Source organism: Paenibacillus sp. CH40, from assembly GCF_024213605.1.
GTDB lineage: Bacteria > Bacillota > Bacilli > Paenibacillales > Paenibacillaceae > Paenibacillus > Paenibacillus polymyxa_B.
Genome location: NZ_JANAVQ010000009.1, coordinates 150,141 through 165,829 on the forward strand (window position 1 = coordinate 150,141; position 15,689 = coordinate 165,829).

The window sequence follows — 15,689 nt, forward strand, 5'->3', positions numbered from 1 at the left end:
ACCCCTTTTTGTTTTTAAGCGAGAAAAGGTTTAAGATCCAGCACCAGCACATTTACCGAGTTGGCCGGTAAGTCTAAGAGGACAGAATCCGTCTGAAGCGTGATCTGCTGTTCGGTAGGCACTACCTTCTCATCATTCTTCTTGTTCACGTTAGGTACATGAACAAGCGAGGAATCGCCAGTTAGTGTAACCAGCTTAGCGATGGACTCAACACTCAAATCTTGTAGATTCAGCTGTATTACCTTATCCACGTTGTCGGCATTCACCAGCTTCACGTATACATGCTCAGCATCTTGGGTTACCGAGTTGAACACGTCTCTGTTGTAAGCCTCCAGCTTGTAGTCCAGCACTTTGCTGGTTGTCTCGCCGTCGGTGTATGAGCAAATCAGATTACTGCCCGTTTCACCGCCGTAGTTCACTGTTATGGTGTAGTCCGTGTTGTCAGCCAACTCTTCATAGCTAGCTGCTCTCAAGTTACCTGCCGCTGTACTGGAAGAGTAATCGCCCAATGTGTAGCCTTCTATGCCCTGCTTGTAAACCTTCACGCCGGTAGCCTTGCCGCCATAGCCGATTGCGTATTCAACGACGTCCTTTTTCTCCGCAGAAATATCAGTGAGACCCGCACCCACATAAAAGCCGTCCGTGCCGGAAATACGGGAGGCGACCACCTCTACCTTGTAATTGCCCCAGCTATCGTTCAAGATGTACAAACCATTCAGACCGCTATCCTGAGCTTTGAGCACAAGCCCCTTGCCTTCCTCTACTGTTGAGCCCACGGAACCGGGAATGACCTGCCAGGCCGAATCCAATCCCTGGGTAAAGTCTTGATCCAGCAGCACACTGCCGTCCTGGTTGGAAGTAACAGTCACACGCTTAATCATAACCTCGGCATTGCCTGTTGCAATTTCAATTCCACCCTGAGGAATGAGGTCCGTTGGCTTGCCGTTTTTGTAAGTAGAGAAAGAGGTGCTCAATACTTTATTCCCCAAATATTTAGCATACATTTGCTGTACATAGTAGTTCGGCGTAAACCACACCGTTTCGTCATCGAACCAGATGCAGTCTGGCGTCCATCTGTAGGTTCCATCTGTCAGCACCTTGTTAAACAGCGGTGCATAGGCAGCCAACCGAACGACATCGGCGTTATTTTCGAAGCCCGTCATCACTGCTGCCTCTGCTACAGCGCCTGCCAATGTATTTTTATCCGTTGAGGCGTACTCCCCGACAAAAACCTTTGATGTTGCTTTCCAATTTATACTGCCGTCCGCATTATAAGCTCTGTAGTAGTAGTTATAGCGGTCCACGTTATTCAGCAGGTACTCGTTAGAACGATAATAGTGCTCATCTGCAATGGTGTCCATGTAGTCTTTTTGCTTCTCATACCAGGTTACCATTTCTTCCGTCACCTGGTTACCATCTGCAAAAGCAACCTTAGCCGAACCGGTCATATTACCGCTTAAGAACTTCCAGCCCTGCTGATATGCATCGTCGTCTGCTTGAGCGCCAACCGTGGAGATGATGTGTAGCTCATAACCCGGATAGTTTTTCTCCATGTACTCATCAATCGATGTCTTGAACACTTCAAAGTTGGCAAAAAACTCTGTGCCCCAGTTCTCGTTACCTACACCCAAATAACGCAGATCGAACGGTGCTTCATGGCCCATTTTTTTACGCATAGCAGCCCATTCATTATGTTCAAAATCCACACTAATCGCAAAGTCGATCAGATCCGTAAAGTTCTTAATATAGTATTCTCTCAATGCGCCTCCAGCGGGATGAGCATAATCCGAGCGGGCTTGGCAGAGCACGCCGCAGGCCATAACCGGAAGCGGAGCTGCATTCAGGTCTTCTGCCAACTGGAAATATTCCATATAACCAAGACCCATGGTCATCATATAGCCCCATACATTAAAGTTTTCCTTGCGCAACTCGATATCCCCAATCGATTCCTTCCAATCGTATACGTTTTCCCATATAAATGAACCCTCGGAAATACAACCACCTGGAAACCGCAAAAACTTCGGATGCATGCCAACCAGTGCGTTCACCAAATCTTTTCTCAGTCGGTAGTTAGGATTACCCTGGAAGTTAGCATGTGCCGATGGGGATTGCTCTTCCTCTCCTGCGCCCCATACATCTTGTGGGAATAAAGAAACCATATCAACCGAAATGTCCCCTTTAAATGTAAGCGCCAGCTGCCCGAGAACCGTAGCTGAGCCTGTCAGTACAAGCTTGGAATCGATGCCGTACTTCTTCCACGTGTTGTCGCCTTCCACCTGTATCGTAACCGAATCACTAATAGCCTTTTCATTTGAGTCTTGCAGTTGCAGTGTGATTGTGCCCGCTGAATCGGCCTTCGCCCAGATGGTAAACTCATATTTGGCACCCTCTTGGATGGACATGGCACAATTCTGGTTAGAATCGGAAAAGCCCTTGTTCCGAATCGTTGCACCATCTGCTACCGTCACATAATAAGAGTTCACTTCTTTGTCTTTTGCGCCTAAAAACTCATTTAATCCACCGCTATGCTGTGGAGTCATCTTATCCGTATCACCAGACCAGGCGAACAACGGGTTGCGGTTCCGTCCTGTAGAGCAGCCGCATTCACCGGAAGCATGGGAATACGTATCGAACTCGAAAGATTCAAAGGAGCGATTCTGAACGAGTTCTGCATAAATCCCGCCATCTGCTGCGTTATTGATATCTTCATAGAACAAGCCGTACATCACTTCACTGACATCCACTACTTTCTTATTTCCATGAATGGTCAGCGTGTACGGAGGTAGCTGTTCAGGAAGAACGGATACCTCAAAGCTTTCTTCAATCTGGCTTAAGCCCTTCGTCAATAAAGCTGTGACGGTAACCCCTTGTGCAGAGGTAATCGCCTGAATCTGGCCATTGTCAGAGAGTATACCAGGTTGGCTGGATTTCCAGGTTACTTCTACTCTTCCGCCCATCAGAACCGTTGGCAGAGTTATGTCCTTGGTTACAATCGTCGTCGGAAAGGACAAATATTTATCTCTGGCAAGCTTCACGATCTCTTCATCTGTCAACGAATCGCACATGACCTCAATGACTTCATCCGCCGTCAGGCCTGCTTTATAAATTCGAAAATCTGAAACGGAGCCGGCAAAGTCTACATCCGCTGCATGCTGGGAGCGACCGATAAAATTGTTGCTGTAGTTGGACGAGTCTGTAAACGTTTCGAACCATTTACGCAGCTTGGCATAGTTGCCGCTGGAAGTTTGACTAATGGAACCGTCCGCTACCACCTCACCATTGACATATACCACCGGACCCGCGCTGCTTAATGTGCCGCCTTCCGTGCCGATCACAGACAGGGCTATGTGCATCCACTCATCCCTGACAAAACCTCTTCCCGGGTCTACGGACAAATCTGCCTCGGTGAAAAGGGTTCCGCGCAGATTCCGTGTCATGAACATATAGGGCCCTGTATGGGCTTTACCAAAGTCAAAAACACGTTCCCACATATCTGTGAATCTGCCGAAGTTGACCCAAGCAGTAACCGTCACACCGGTGTTATCGCTTACATCTTTGAATAGATCGGGAGGAAGCTGGATATACGATGTACCGTTGGGGCCTCCCTCAAGCGTCAAAGCTGCTCTACCGGTAGCATGGGAAATCGTAGGTGTTACTGTGCCTGAAGCAACCCCATCGTTACCTTGCCCTGAGCTATCTTTGCCGACGTTCTCTGCATCATCAAACTTGTAACGCGCAATGATTTGATCTTGGAATTTGGTCATCTTCGTTGCTCCTATACCTATAGTTTATTAATGTAATGACTAATTAGTTAATATAAATACATACTATATAGCTATAGTACCTTATCCTGAGTACCTTTTTCAATCCAATAAATCGGATTTATGAAGAAAATACTTGAATAAACTACATAAAAAAGCAGCCATCACAGAAGATACTCTGCGATAACTGCCTTTTGGCTTGCAGGATTGCTTGACCCAGTCGGAACTTTTCCGAAATAAAGAAGTTCGGCCGAAGCTATGCTATCCGTTCAATTTTTGTCCACAATTCGGACAGAAATTAGCTCCTTCGTTTTTTGTACCGCAATTCGGACAAAAATTGGGCTTATTACCGTCTCCAGATGGAGAGGGGGCAGCAGGTGTAGGCTGAGTCTCAGCCGAAGGCTTTGGGTTCGGGTTCAAATTTTTCATCATTTCATTTGCTATATTCATCCCCATCATCATACTCGCCATATCTGAAGCTGCACCACCGCCTTTTACATTACCCGATGCAATCCCGTCCGTCATCGTCACTTGCTGGTACTTTTGCAGATTACCGATCATTTCATGAGAAGCTGTCTTCGTGATCATATCTTGGATTTCTTGAGGATAATTGAAGCTCATCACATGAAAGCCAGTAATCGTCATACCATTGTCCATCACTTGCATATCCAGATCTTCTTGAATACCATTTGAAATGTCAGAGGCATTCGCCTGCAGATTAAACATGTCCTTTCCTTCTCTGCTGATCCACTTCATTAATAACTGATCCAATACTGAAGTAATGCGTATTTTCACATCCTCAACGAGATAACTGTCCTTCACTCCAGCAATTTTATCGATGAGCGTAACATAATCGTTCACTTTAAAATTAAATGTGCCATTGGCACGGATCGGCATACCGCCTGGCAGCTGGGGAGTCGGGATCAGCACTGGATTCTGCGTCCCCCATTTGACAGTAAACTCCTTCGTATTAACGAATAAGACCTCTACCCTCATGCCACTGTTAAAACCAAATTTAAACCCTTTTAAGGTGGACAGAAATGGAATAATGTCAGAGTCCATGTTATACGACCCTTCATTCTCAAAAATACCCTCTATTTTGCCGTTATTTACAAAAATCGCGTCTTGACCGGAGCGGATAATTAACTTACTTCCTTTTTTAATTTCACGATTACTCCACTTCCAGAAAATCATATCATCTCTAAATTCTTCCCATTCTACTACATTTGCAAATTGGTTTCTGAAGAATCCCATACTGTATCCATCCTTTCAGTTAAAATGATCCTCTGCTGCCGCTATGCGAATGACCGCCGCTGGTGGTTCCGCCTCCTCCGCCTGATGAACTGCTGCTACTGCTCTTTTCAATCTTCCGCTTCGTTGTCGTTGTGTGAGTGTACAGATCTTGATGTGCCAGAACCCCTGACGTGCTTGCATCCTCATAGGTCTGCCGATTTACCGTAACCCGACCGCCAGAATTGGAAACCATCTTACCCACGATCAACGCCGCCAATCCCAGCGCTACCGCCAAATGAAGCCATCCTTTAAAAAATATACTGTCTGGATTCACCCCTGGACGGATGGCCAAATATTTGTGCGCACTCAGAATATACTTTTGAAATGCCAGCCCATAGTTGCCGTTCGTCAGATCCGGGCTAATCTCATGGCGTATTTTAGTAAGCCTGTCATCATCCAGATACCGTTCTGCCTTATAAAATCCGGCCAAGTACACCTCTCTATTTCTCATATCCATCGTTAAAATGACCGCGTTCCCATGAGATCTGTCATACCCAGGGCCATGGTCATCATAAAAGTCCTGCGTCATTTTCATAACATCCATATTGTCGGGATTGAGAGTAGTATAAATAATAATGTCCGTTTCTCTTTTCGCTCCGTATTGATTAGCCATAGTGTTCAACACATCATACTCTTCCTGATTGAGCAGACCCGCTTCATCATAAATCAATGGCTTCATTTCTGTCGTTGCTGGTTCGCCCTTCATTTCCATCGGAACTGCCAGAAAAACAGCAAAGAACAACAAGACGGCTATAATGGCTCTATGCTTTTTCAATAGAATTCCCCTCCCATCATCAGCCAAGTGATTAATCTTAATGAGAAGAGAGTAATGCCGAAAATGCCTGCAAACCAAGCTGTTACTTTGAACTTGCTGATCGGAGGCTTACCGACTACCTTGCCCGTCTGTCCGTTCATAGCAAACGTATGCTCCAATTGATTGTAGTCATAGTGTATGACCCATACCGGGAGTAGAACATAATCTGCTTGTTTTAATGTAGTATCAATTTGCTTTTCCGTATAACTCACGGACGTATACTCCGACACCGTAGAATGAATATAAGCATCAATATATTCCTTCACTTTCTCTTTAACTCGCGGGAAGAGCTCTTCTTCGTTATAACTGTACTTCTCCGCAATATAACCTGCTAGATATGGCGTTTTAAAGGGTTTTAGCTGATCGTATGGAAAAGGCTCCAATTTATCCATCAGCTCGTCGTTCATTTTCTCCGCAGCATCAATCGGAACCTTTACATAATTCAAACGGATTTTCCGATATACATCAAAATGCTTCGTTTCCGTATATTCGTAGTCTCCGCTCGTATAGGTTCTCACTTGGGTACCTTCACCTTGAACCTCAATTTTATTATGTAATTCATATAACCAGAAGGGCACATACATCCCGGTTATTCCCTTGATTCGGTCTGCTATCATGAACCGATTCGGCGTCAGACGGCCATTCTTACACCATTTTTTGAAAGCATCTATGGCCTCCTCCTTACTGATCGAAAAAGGAATAACCTGCGCCGGAGCCAGCTTCCCGGTCAGTCGGTCTCCAAGAACCACGGCAGAACCACAAAAGCTGCACACCGTTGCACTCGTCTCCACTTCGGTCATAATCACTGCTCCGCAGTTATTACAATGATACTCATGGGCCTCATCTTCTGAAAAAATACGATTTATCAGAGGATCAGGAATAGATTCGATATTGTCCTCTCTTCCGCAACTATGACAGGATAACATCCCTGTCTCACCGTCAAAGACCATGCCGCTGCCGCAGTTGGGGCATTTGTATTCGATAACCGGCATCTGCTCACCTCTTCATGTAGATACTGTTATGATTCCTTATAAAGAATCCAGGTCGTCCTTCGTTCCTGCCCGAAGCTCGGCTATAGCCATCGCTTCATCATACGCTCTGTTCACCTGCTCTTCCATGACCTCAAAAGCAGAATTCTTGCTGCCCATAGAGTTCAAGGCTTGCTGTGCTTTGGCAACCGCCATCTTCCCTTTAAGTTCAGCGTGCCGCGCTTCTAGTTGCTCCATATCGGACACCAACTTCTCCTGCATTTGTTTCATATTTACGGCGTTTGTCGAAGCTAAATCATAGGATGTTTGTAATTGTTCCAATTTCTCCGCCTGCAAACCTTTTCTCTCCAGAAACTTTCGAGCTTCCTCTTCATTACCAGCTTCCACAGACTTACTGGCATAATGCTGGAGCTTTTTGATCTCGGCTTTGCATTCATCCAGTGCTCTTTTCGTCCTTCTCTCATCAGCCAACACTGAAGCCGTCTCCGCTTTCACCTTGCCTAGATCACTGTTCAAATTCCGCATATAATCGTCAATGGTTTTCTCCGAATCTCCCACCTTATCCATTAAGGCGTTAACATTCATTTTCATAATATCCCTAAACCTTGACAAAATCCCCATGATGACCTCCTTCGAAAGGACTACATTCAACCATATCATACATCAAATCCGGTAAAAAATGTTCATCATAGCTCTATATACTGGCCCATTGATCACTTTCAGATGTGTGTTCGTTTTATTATAAAAGCAAAGGGTCCAAAAACCCGCGACAGATTTTTGAACCCTTCTATTTATTGTTCCTGATTATAGTTCTTCATAGGACTTGGGGTCCTGTCCCCATATCCGTCCATCCTCACTGCTAAATGCCGAAATCACGTTCATTTCCTCTGGAGACAACTCAAAGTCAAAAATATCTAGATTCTCCGTTTGGTGTTTTAAAGAAGAGGCCTTAGGGATCGGGATTGCTCCAAGTTGGATATGCCAACGTAAAATCGCTTGTGTAGTCGTTTTATTATGAGCAGAAGCAATTTTCCCAATCTCTTCATTCTCCAGCATGCTGTGACCGCGCCCCAAGGGGCTCCATGATTCCGTCACGATGCCCTGTTCAGCATCTTTTGCACGCTGATGTTCCTGATTAAATAATGGATGCAATTCAACTTGATTTAAGCTCGGCGTGACACCTGTTTCCCGAATTAAACGTTCATTATGCTCGGGCAAGAAATTGCAGACCCCAATGGAACGGATATAGCCCCTTTTCTTCGCCTCAATTAACGCCTGCCAAGCTTCAACATATCGATCAATTTGGGGATTCGGCCAATGGATCAGATAAAGATCATAATAGTCCAGGCCTCCTCTATATAATGACTCTTCGATCGTTACAATGGCCTCTTGGTAAGCATGTCGGCGACCCGGTAGTTTGGAGCAAATCAACAATTCCTCTCTGGGCACAGAGCTCTGCTGGACCGCTTTCCCGACAGCACCCTCATTTTCATAGTTGAACGCTGTGTCGATCAGACGGTAACCTGCATCAATCGCGCCGGTAATCGCCTTGACTCCATCTGCACCCTTAATTCCAGCAGTCCCAAATCCAATGACGGGCACTTTAATGCCATCATTCAATACCTTCTCCGGAATTTGTTGGTTCATAATTACAGCCTCCTTTACTATTCTCATATAACATAACACCTCTTCAAAGCTCCGGCAAAATATAGCAATCCATTCCGTTCTCTGTATATGTATATACCCACTAGCTCGTAACTTCCCTACCAAGTTCTCTGTGTGCTAAATCAAAAAGCGCCTGATCCCCATTGAAATCATACCTGAAGTCAAGGGGGCAGGCACTTGTACCACTACCAAATCATATATTCCACTTCATGCTTGATGGCTTGGTTGTCCAACACAAAGTTGAAGTGTCTGTATTTTTATTTCAAGCCATTCCATACCCAGTTCTCTACCTCTGGTAGGTCAATACCCTCTTCGCGAATGAATTGATGATGTTTCTTAATCGTAGCATCCATTTCATCCACAGTGTTGGTGTACTTCCCAGCGTCAGGTAAGTTGAGAGCAGCTTCCTTCACTAAGTCAAAACGATCCATTTGATTCAATACACGCATATCAAATGGTGTCGTAATATCGCCATTCTCACGGTATCCATGTACATGCAAGTTATGATTATGACGATCAAAGAACAGATCTTTGATCAGACCTTCGTAACCATGGAAAGCGAAAACAACGGGTTTGTCTTTTGTGAAAAAATGATCAAACTCAGCGTCGGATAATCCACGCGGGTCTAGTTTTTGACTTCTCAGTTTCAGCAAATCTACCACGTTGATGTACCGAATCTTCAAGTCAGGCAGTTTTTCATGCAAAATAGAAATTGCAGCTAAACTTTCAATCGTTGGCTCTGTACCAGCAGAAGCAATGACAAGGTCAGGTTCTCCACCTTGATCTGTACTTGCCCAGTCAATGATCTTCAACCCTTTATCCACCAATTCTTTCGCTTCATCAGCACTAAACCATTGTGGACGTGGATGTTTAGATGAAACAATCAAATTGATCTTTTGACGATCATTTAAAATGGTGTCGAAAACAGCCAACAAGGAATTGGCATCCGCTGGCAGATACTCCCGAATAAATTCTGGTTTTTTATCAGCCAAATGACCTAACAAACCTGGATCTTGGTGTGTATACCCATTATGATCCTGTTGGAACACTGTTGAAGTTGCTACGACATTCAATGATGGGATATCTGCACGCCATCCTTGATCCGTTGCTTTACGCAGCCACTTAAAGTGCTGGGTGATCATCGAGTCAACCACACGCAGGAAGGCTTCGTAACTTGCAAAGAAACCATGGCGACCTGTTAATACATAACCTTCCAGCAATCCTTCAGCTTGGTGTTCGGATAATTGAGAATCAATTACGCGGCCATAGGATGATAAGAATTCATCATTAGGTTCAATAATTTGGTCCATCCATTGGCGTTTGGTTACTTCAAAAACAGGAGCCAAGCGATTAGACATCGTTTCATCCGGTCCGAAGATTCTGAAATTACGATTTTCTTCATTTAAGAGAACCACATCTTTAACGTATTTCCCTAAAACCGACATATCTTGCGCAATCACTTTACCAGGTACGGAATTATCCAGCGTATAGTTACGGAAATCCGGTAATTTCAAGTCTTTAATGAGGTTACCCGCATTCGCAACAGGGTTCATTCCCATACGTTTATCGCCTGTAGGCAGAATTTCAGCAAGCTCAGGGTTTAAACGACCGTTTTCGTCGAACAATTCCTCTGGTCTATAGCTATTCAGCCATTCTAACAAAGCAGGTGCGTGCTGCATATTTTTTTGATCAACCGGAATTGGAACCTGATGGGCACGGAATGAATTTTCATTCGGCACGTTGTCCCATTCCTTCGGACCCGTCCAACCTTTAGGTGAACGGAAGACAATCATCGGCCACGCCGGACGAGTAAGGTCATTATTTTCACGCGCATTCTTTTGAATGGCTTCAATCTTCTCGATAGCCGTATCCAGTACTTTCGCCATTTCTGGATGCATGAGATCCGGATTTTCACCTTCAACAAAGAACGGCTCCCAACCCAAACCTTTAAAGTATGAGGTCAATTCTTCTTTTGATTGACGAGACATAATCGTTGGGTTACTAATCTTAAAGCCATTCAAGTGCAAGATTGGTAGCACTGCACCATCCGTGATGGGGTTGATAAATCGGTTAGAGAACCACGAAGCGGCTAATGGACCCGTTTCAGCTTCACCATCCCCAATAACAACAGCCGAAATCAGATCAGGATTATCCAGAATGGCACCTACACCATGAGAAAGGGAGTAGCCTAATTCTCCACCTTCATGGATAGATCCAGGTGTTTCAGGAGCAGCATGTGAAGCAATACCGCCAGGGAAAGAGAATTGTTTGAACAATTTCTTCATACCTGAGATATCTTGTGTAATTTGCGGATAGATTTCAGTGTAGCTTCCATCCAGATAAGAATTTGAAACCATAACCTGGCCGCCGTGACCAGGACCTTCAATGTAAAGCATGCTCAAATCATATTTATTAATAACACGATTTAGATGTGCATAAATAAAGTTTTGGCCCGGAATTGTGCCCCAGTGTCCAATAGGCTTAACCTTCACATCTGAATCTTTTAAAGGCTCTCTCAACAAAGGATTATCTTTTAAATACAGCTGACCTACCGAAATGTAGTTCGTTGCACGCCAATATGCATCAAGTTTTTCTAAATATGTTTTAGATGAATAATCTGCTAACACGGGTGATAACGACATGGTGTCCACTCCCTAAGTAGTTTTGTTTGTAATTTATTTCCGGAAATTTCATCTACATGTACATCATAACGCTACGCTGATTAAATTCAACCTTTTTCACAAGTGATACGGTCCAATTTTGTGAAATTTTGAACATACTATGAAATATAAATTAAAAAGACAGTAAAAAAGCTCTTACATTAAAATATATAGAATTATTAACCAATAAAATTTGCAATAACGAGGCAATCGCAGACTCCAATCCTTTTCTCAAAACCATAAAAAAAAGACCGGAGAATTCTCCAGTCTTATCATTAGTGAACCGATACAAAGGTGTTAAATTTCAAATATTTGTAATGAAATCGCATATGAGAAAACTCAAATGGCGTACCGTTATCTAAAAAGAACACACCTTCCATAATACCTACAGGCTCATTTTCATTTAAATGTAGCAGCTTTTGATCATTCTCTTGAGACGGTTCTGCAAAAATGGATAAAAAAGATTTGGTGACGGCCAAGTTCCGTGAGTCTTCCAAATAATTAAAAATGGAACCCTCGATAATTGTCTGATTTAAATTCTGGACAATTTTAATGGGGATATAGCCCGTTTCAATCATAAAAGGATCATCATCAAACAGACGTAAGCGAACAATTTTGTAAACAAAATCATGAGTCTCCAAAAACAAATCGCGCTGTAACTCTTCTGTTGGCGGAATGACCTCAAAACTCAGTACTTTGATTTTTGGCTTTTTACCATGCATTTGAAAATTATCAGTGACCCCTAGATTAGAGCCTTCGTAGTTAAAGATAGATTCATTTCTTATGTATAATGGATTAATAAATGTCCCGGAACCTTGTTTTTTGAAAATGATTCCGACATTCTCCATTTTAGTCAGAGCACGTTTAATTGAACTACGACTAACCTGGTAAGTCTCACTAAGACTACGTTCATCTGGCAATCTCATATCTGCAAACTTTCCTGCAAAAATTTTCATCTTGAGATCGTCAATAATTTGCTTATAGACAAATTGTGTCATATAGTACTCCTCTTTCAGGTCTTCTATAACTCTATATAGTTTACCATAACTTGCCCATTTCATCTCATGTTTGTTTCTATATGCTGAGTGGGCTTTCAGCGGATAGGAAGTACCCTCACTTTTACTTTACATCTCTATGCATAATACCATGATTACACATACATAACACCACTGAACGTACCTGCAAAACAGCAGAAGATACAGAACCCCCACCTTAATATCGGTAATAAGACCAAGCCTGTTTCGAACCTGGAGGGATGTTTGACTAGACCAGGCTAAAATCCTTGAATACATTGTTATTATTTATCTTGTTCAAGCGTTTTCTAATAAGAATGGTGGGGGGAGATCATATTGGCTATCCGCTACAGCGTCATCATTCCAACCTATAATCGAGCCCAGCAATTGTTGCTTACACTCGCTTCATTTGAGACACAAACCTATCCAAAGCAACTATTCGAAGTCATTGTAGCTGATGACGGTTCTACAGACGGAACAAAAGAAATGGTCGAAGGCTTCAAAGCATCCTATCCTCTTATCTATGTGTCACATCAGGAACAACGCGGTCGATCTGCCGTTCGAAATTTGGGACTGCGCCGTGCAAAAGGGCTGTACATCATCTTCTGCGACGCTGACTTTGTAGTGTTACCGGAATTCATTAGGATCGTGAGCCGTTATCACCGTAAATATCCCAAGTCCGTGCTTTCAGGCATTCCTCACTCGTGGGACGATGCTTTTACCCACTATTACCCTGACTTTTCCCCTGAAGAAAAAGAACAATGTCGCAACATACTTACGCAGTCCAACTTATGGAATGCTGACTATGAAGCAGCGAACGAAATTACTCCGATCATAACCCCAGAAGATATCCTTCACCAAACGGGTGCACTGTCTAAAGTAGTTAGTCCCACAAGGGTTCCTCCCAATACGCAGAAACAATTTGCCTCAACGGACGTAGCCCCCTGGATGCTGCTGGTTACTCGTTGTGTAGCCATCAGACGCAGTCACTTGATTCGTATTAGAGGTTTCAATGAACGGTTTGTGCTGTATGGACTCGAAGACTGGGACCTTGGCTATAGACTACATCGCTTGAAAATCCCTTTTTATTGCATCAAAGAGGTGGTCGGATATCATCAGGAACATCCAACCTATCTTAGAGGTAACGTGTTAAATACGGAAAATCTGAGAATCATGTATGAAACCTACGGATTCAATGACTCCTCGTTAAATTTATTCGCCCTTATCCCTCCATCCGAGGATTTTGAGACCTACAAAAATACATTGCGGGTATTGCGCAGGGGATTCCGCTCTAGGTTAACACGCTCATCAGCACTGTTATTAAGAAGAACACTACGCATTGCAGCCAAGCAGTTCTACGATCAAAGCCATACTCATGCATACAAAAAATCATTACACTTGATAAAAAAGAAAGCAGCGAACCGGAAAAGTCGAGTCGCTCATGTGTTACGAGAAATGCTAGTGAAGTCTGAAAAGCTGGTGGAGTAGCAAGAGGCCGGAAGGACACGAAACACATGAATTTTTCCCGTAATAAAAAGACTCCTCCATCTGAGAGCAGGCCAAACTCGGCAAGCTGTCTTATGGAAGAGTCATATGCAACTTTTTCTTACTTTTGTTTTTCCGTTAATGTTCTCACTTTAATAGGATGCAGATTCGCCTCGATTTGAGCCCGCTGCGGTTCATACCACTCTGGCAGCATTAATTCCTGTCCCAAAGATTCAGCAGGTTCATCGTTAGCAAATCCCGGTGGGTCTGTAGCAATTTCAAATAAGATGCCGCCCGCTTCTCTGAAATATATCGCATTAAAATATTGGCGGTCTATGATTGGAGTCGGCTGATAGCCATAATGCTGGACTGCGTTTCTCCATTCTTCATGTTGTTCAAAATCTTTTGCACGCCACGCAATGTGATGTACCGTGCCTGCTCCACCAAAGCCTAAACCCATTTTGGCGAGCGGAACATCTACGATGTTGCCGATTTCTCCTACGGACTGATAACGGGCATATTCGGCGTCTTCAGCGATTTTCGTAAATCCGAGTATGCTCTCCAATGCATCCATCGTTCTCTGTGGGTTGACGCTAAATAGCACGGCGCCTCCAAACCCCTTAATTGCTTTATCAGCCGAAATACCACCGTAAGACCAAGTACTGTTCGCTCCCGCTTCACGTTCGACAAGCTCAAGACGTAGACCCTCATTATCCTCAAATTGAAGATATTGTTCAGAAAAACGGCTCGTTTTCGTAACTTGAATATCAAAGCTTTCCAAACGATGCTGCCAAAAATCAAGTGAACCTGGGGGTACTACATACGAGGTTATGCCCACCTGGCCACCTCCGATTTGCCCTTTGGAAGTTCCTGGTGCAGGAAAAAAAGTAATGATCGTTCCAGGACTTCCTGCCTCGCTACCAAAGTACAAGTGGTAAACCTCAGGAGCATCGAAGTTGATTGTTTTCTTCACTAACCGAAGTCCCAGGACGCCGGCATAGAAGTCGACATTTTCCTGCGGATTACCGGCAAAAGCTGTAATATGATGGATACCTGTAGTTTGAAGTGACATATGAAACCCTCCTTAATCGTAGAAACCTTTATTTTTATTGTTAATGACTTTTAATGACCTAAATATCATGTTTTATCTAAGTAATGCATCGATGGAATATGAACCTGCTCCTGTCAACGCAATACCGATTACAACTGCAATAAGAACTAGCGGATATTCATAGCCATTAGCTGTTGCCCAGATCCCGTTTGGGCCATGTACTTTGAAAATTGCTCCAAGCATAGTCACCGTAATCAACAATGCAGCCAGTGGAGTGAGTAGTCCTACAGCAAATAGAGCTCCTCCCAACAATTCCATCAACCCAGCAGACACTGCCATGAATACTCCGGGCTTAATGCCAATCGATTCCATCCAACCGCCCGTACCCTTTGGACCATAGCCGCCAAACCACCCAAAAAGCTTCTGTGCTCCGTGCCCCACCAATAACAATCCAACCACCAAACGTATCAGTAACAATCCACTTGCCAACATAAAAATCACCCTCCATATTATATTTATTTAAAGATTATTAAATTAGAGATATTAGACAAAATTAAACTTATTGTTTAGTGACTCGGGCCTGTTCTTTTCTAAGTTTTTCAGGAGTAACATCATCTCCATTCGGATCATAAATCGTAGCATTCAAGAGAATGCTTTGTACAGAGCCCCGAAAGATTTGAAGGTATTCTTTGCGAAGATCCGTTTGTTCCGTTTTTTCGATTTCAGTTAATCCGACTTCCTTTGCTTTTTTTGCGAGCTGATTAATTCTTTCTAAAATGGTGATCATGTATATACCTCCCTATTCAAAATTTTCTGGTTGTTTTATCTTTAATTTATTTATCTTGATTTAAAGATATAATACTTTTCTATCCGTGTCAATACTTTTTCGAAAAGAAAAGAAGATGAACGCTTGAGTTGCTTTTAAAGGTGAAAGAAAAAGCAGCCAGAACACTTAGAG

12 protein-coding genes are annotated in these 15,689 nt (G+C 43.5%); 1 reads left to right on the forward strand and 11 read right to left on the reverse strand.

Going from position 1 to position 15,689, the window contains the following annotated elements; translation table 11 throughout:
- Positions 1-14 precede the first annotated feature (14 nt).
- The 8 genes from NLX73_RS21595 to NLX73_RS21630 all read right to left on the reverse strand — a co-directional run bounded on the left by NLX73_RS21595 (position 15) and on the right by NLX73_RS21630 (position 12,180).
- Complete coding sequence (locus tag NLX73_RS21595) at positions 15-3,764, reverse strand: alpha-L-arabinofuranosidase C-terminal domain-containing protein (RefSeq protein WP_254327303.1); 3,750 nt, start codon at positions 3,762-3,764, stop codon at positions 15-17.
- 258 nt (positions 3,765-4,022) lie between these two features.
- A complete protein-coding gene (locus NLX73_RS21600; RefSeq protein ID WP_254327304.1) occupies positions 4,023-5,015 on the reverse strand; it encodes an SPFH domain-containing protein in 993 nt (330 codons plus the stop codon).
- 19 nt (positions 5,016-5,034) lie between these two features.
- A complete protein-coding gene (locus tag NLX73_RS21605; RefSeq protein WP_235306924.1) occupies positions 5,035-5,829 on the reverse strand; it encodes a TPM domain-containing protein in 795 nt (264 codons plus the stop codon).
- On the reverse strand, positions 5,826-6,860 hold the full coding sequence (locus NLX73_RS21610) for a TFIIB-type zinc ribbon-containing protein (protein WP_235306923.1): 1,035 nt from the start codon (positions 6,858-6,860) through the stop codon (positions 5,826-5,828). Before NLX73_RS21610 ends, NLX73_RS21605 begins: the two co-directional genes overlap by 4 nt.
- Positions 6,861-6,896: 36 nt before the next feature.
- Positions 6,897-7,478, reverse strand: a complete 582-nt coding sequence (locus tag NLX73_RS21615; protein ID WP_235306922.1) for a PspA/IM30 family protein — start codon at positions 7,476-7,478, stop codon at positions 6,897-6,899.
- Positions 7,479-7,661: 183 nt separating this feature from the next.
- Entirely contained in the window at positions 7,662-8,504 is an 843-nt protein-coding gene (locus NLX73_RS21620) for an aldo/keto reductase (protein WP_250267174.1), read from the reverse strand.
- 275 nt (positions 8,505-8,779) lie between these two features.
- Positions 8,780-11,164 carry a phosphoketolase family protein gene (locus NLX73_RS21625; protein WP_250267173.1) on the reverse strand — a complete coding sequence of 795 codons (2,385 nt, stop codon included), beginning with the start codon at positions 11,162-11,164 and terminating at the stop codon, positions 8,780-8,782.
- Between the two features lie 293 nt (positions 11,165-11,457).
- The gene (locus tag NLX73_RS21630; RefSeq protein WP_023986502.1) at positions 11,458-12,180 is read right to left on the reverse strand and encodes a GntR family transcriptional regulator; all 723 of its coding nucleotides are present in this window, start codon (positions 12,178-12,180) and stop codon (positions 11,458-11,460) included.
- A gap of 351 nt (positions 12,181-12,531) precedes the next feature.
- On the opposite strand from NLX73_RS21630, the gene NLX73_RS21635 reads away from it, so the two are divergent.
- Positions 12,532-13,683, forward strand: a complete 1,152-nt coding sequence (locus NLX73_RS21635; RefSeq protein WP_250267172.1) for a glycosyltransferase family 2 protein — start codon at positions 12,532-12,534, stop codon at positions 13,681-13,683.
- 118 nt (positions 13,684-13,801) lie between these two features.
- On the opposite strand, the gene NLX73_RS21640 is transcribed toward NLX73_RS21635, so the two are convergent.
- The 3 genes from NLX73_RS21640 to NLX73_RS21650 all read right to left on the reverse strand — a co-directional run bounded on the left by NLX73_RS21640 (position 13,802) and on the right by NLX73_RS21650 (position 15,518).
- Complete coding sequence (locus NLX73_RS21640) at positions 13,802-14,752, reverse strand: ring-cleaving dioxygenase (protein WP_250267171.1); 951 nt, start codon at positions 14,750-14,752, stop codon at positions 13,802-13,804.
- 72 nt (positions 14,753-14,824) lie between these two features.
- Positions 14,825-15,223, reverse strand: coding sequence for a DoxX family protein (locus NLX73_RS21645; protein WP_061830219.1), 399 nt, complete (start codon positions 15,221-15,223; stop codon positions 14,825-14,827).
- 67 nt (positions 15,224-15,290) lie between these two features.
- Complete coding sequence (locus tag NLX73_RS21650) at positions 15,291-15,518, reverse strand: DUF896 domain-containing protein (RefSeq protein WP_190298397.1); 228 nt, start codon at positions 15,516-15,518, stop codon at positions 15,291-15,293.
- Between the last annotated feature and the right edge of the window lie 171 nt (positions 15,519-15,689).

Coding starts and splice junctions, on each gene's coding strand:
- NLX73_RS21640 (WP_250267171.1), bottom strand. CDS start 14,752: ATGTCACTTCAAACTACAGGTATCCATCATATTACAGCTTTTGCCGGT.
- NLX73_RS21630 (WP_023986502.1), bottom strand. CDS start 12,180: ATGACACAATTTGTCTATAAGCAAATTATTGACGATCTCAAGATGAAA.
- NLX73_RS21600 (WP_254327304.1), bottom strand. CDS start 5,015: ATGGGATTCTTCAGAAACCAATTTGCAAATGTAGTAGAATGGGAAGAA.
- NLX73_RS21625 (WP_250267173.1), bottom strand. CDS start 11,164: ATGTCGTTATCACCCGTGTTAGCAGATTATTCATCTAAAACATATTTA.
- NLX73_RS21595 (WP_254327303.1), bottom strand. CDS start 3,764: ATGACCAAATTCCAAGATCAAATCATTGCGCGTTACAAGTTTGATGAT.
- NLX73_RS21610 (WP_235306923.1), bottom strand. CDS start 6,860: ATGCCGGTTATCGAATACAAATGCCCCAACTGCGGCAGCGGCATGGTC.
- NLX73_RS21645 (WP_061830219.1), bottom strand. CDS start 15,223: ATGTTGGCAAGTGGATTGTTACTGATACGTTTGGTGGTTGGATTGTTA.
- NLX73_RS21615 (WP_235306922.1), bottom strand. CDS start 7,478: ATGGGGATTTTGTCAAGGTTTAGGGATATTATGAAAATGAATGTTAAC.
- NLX73_RS21620 (WP_250267174.1), bottom strand. CDS start 8,504: ATGAACCAACAAATTCCGGAGAAGGTATTGAATGATGGCATTAAAGTG.
- NLX73_RS21650 (WP_190298397.1), bottom strand. CDS start 15,518: ATGATCACCATTTTAGAAAGAATTAATCAGCTCGCAAAAAAAGCAAAG.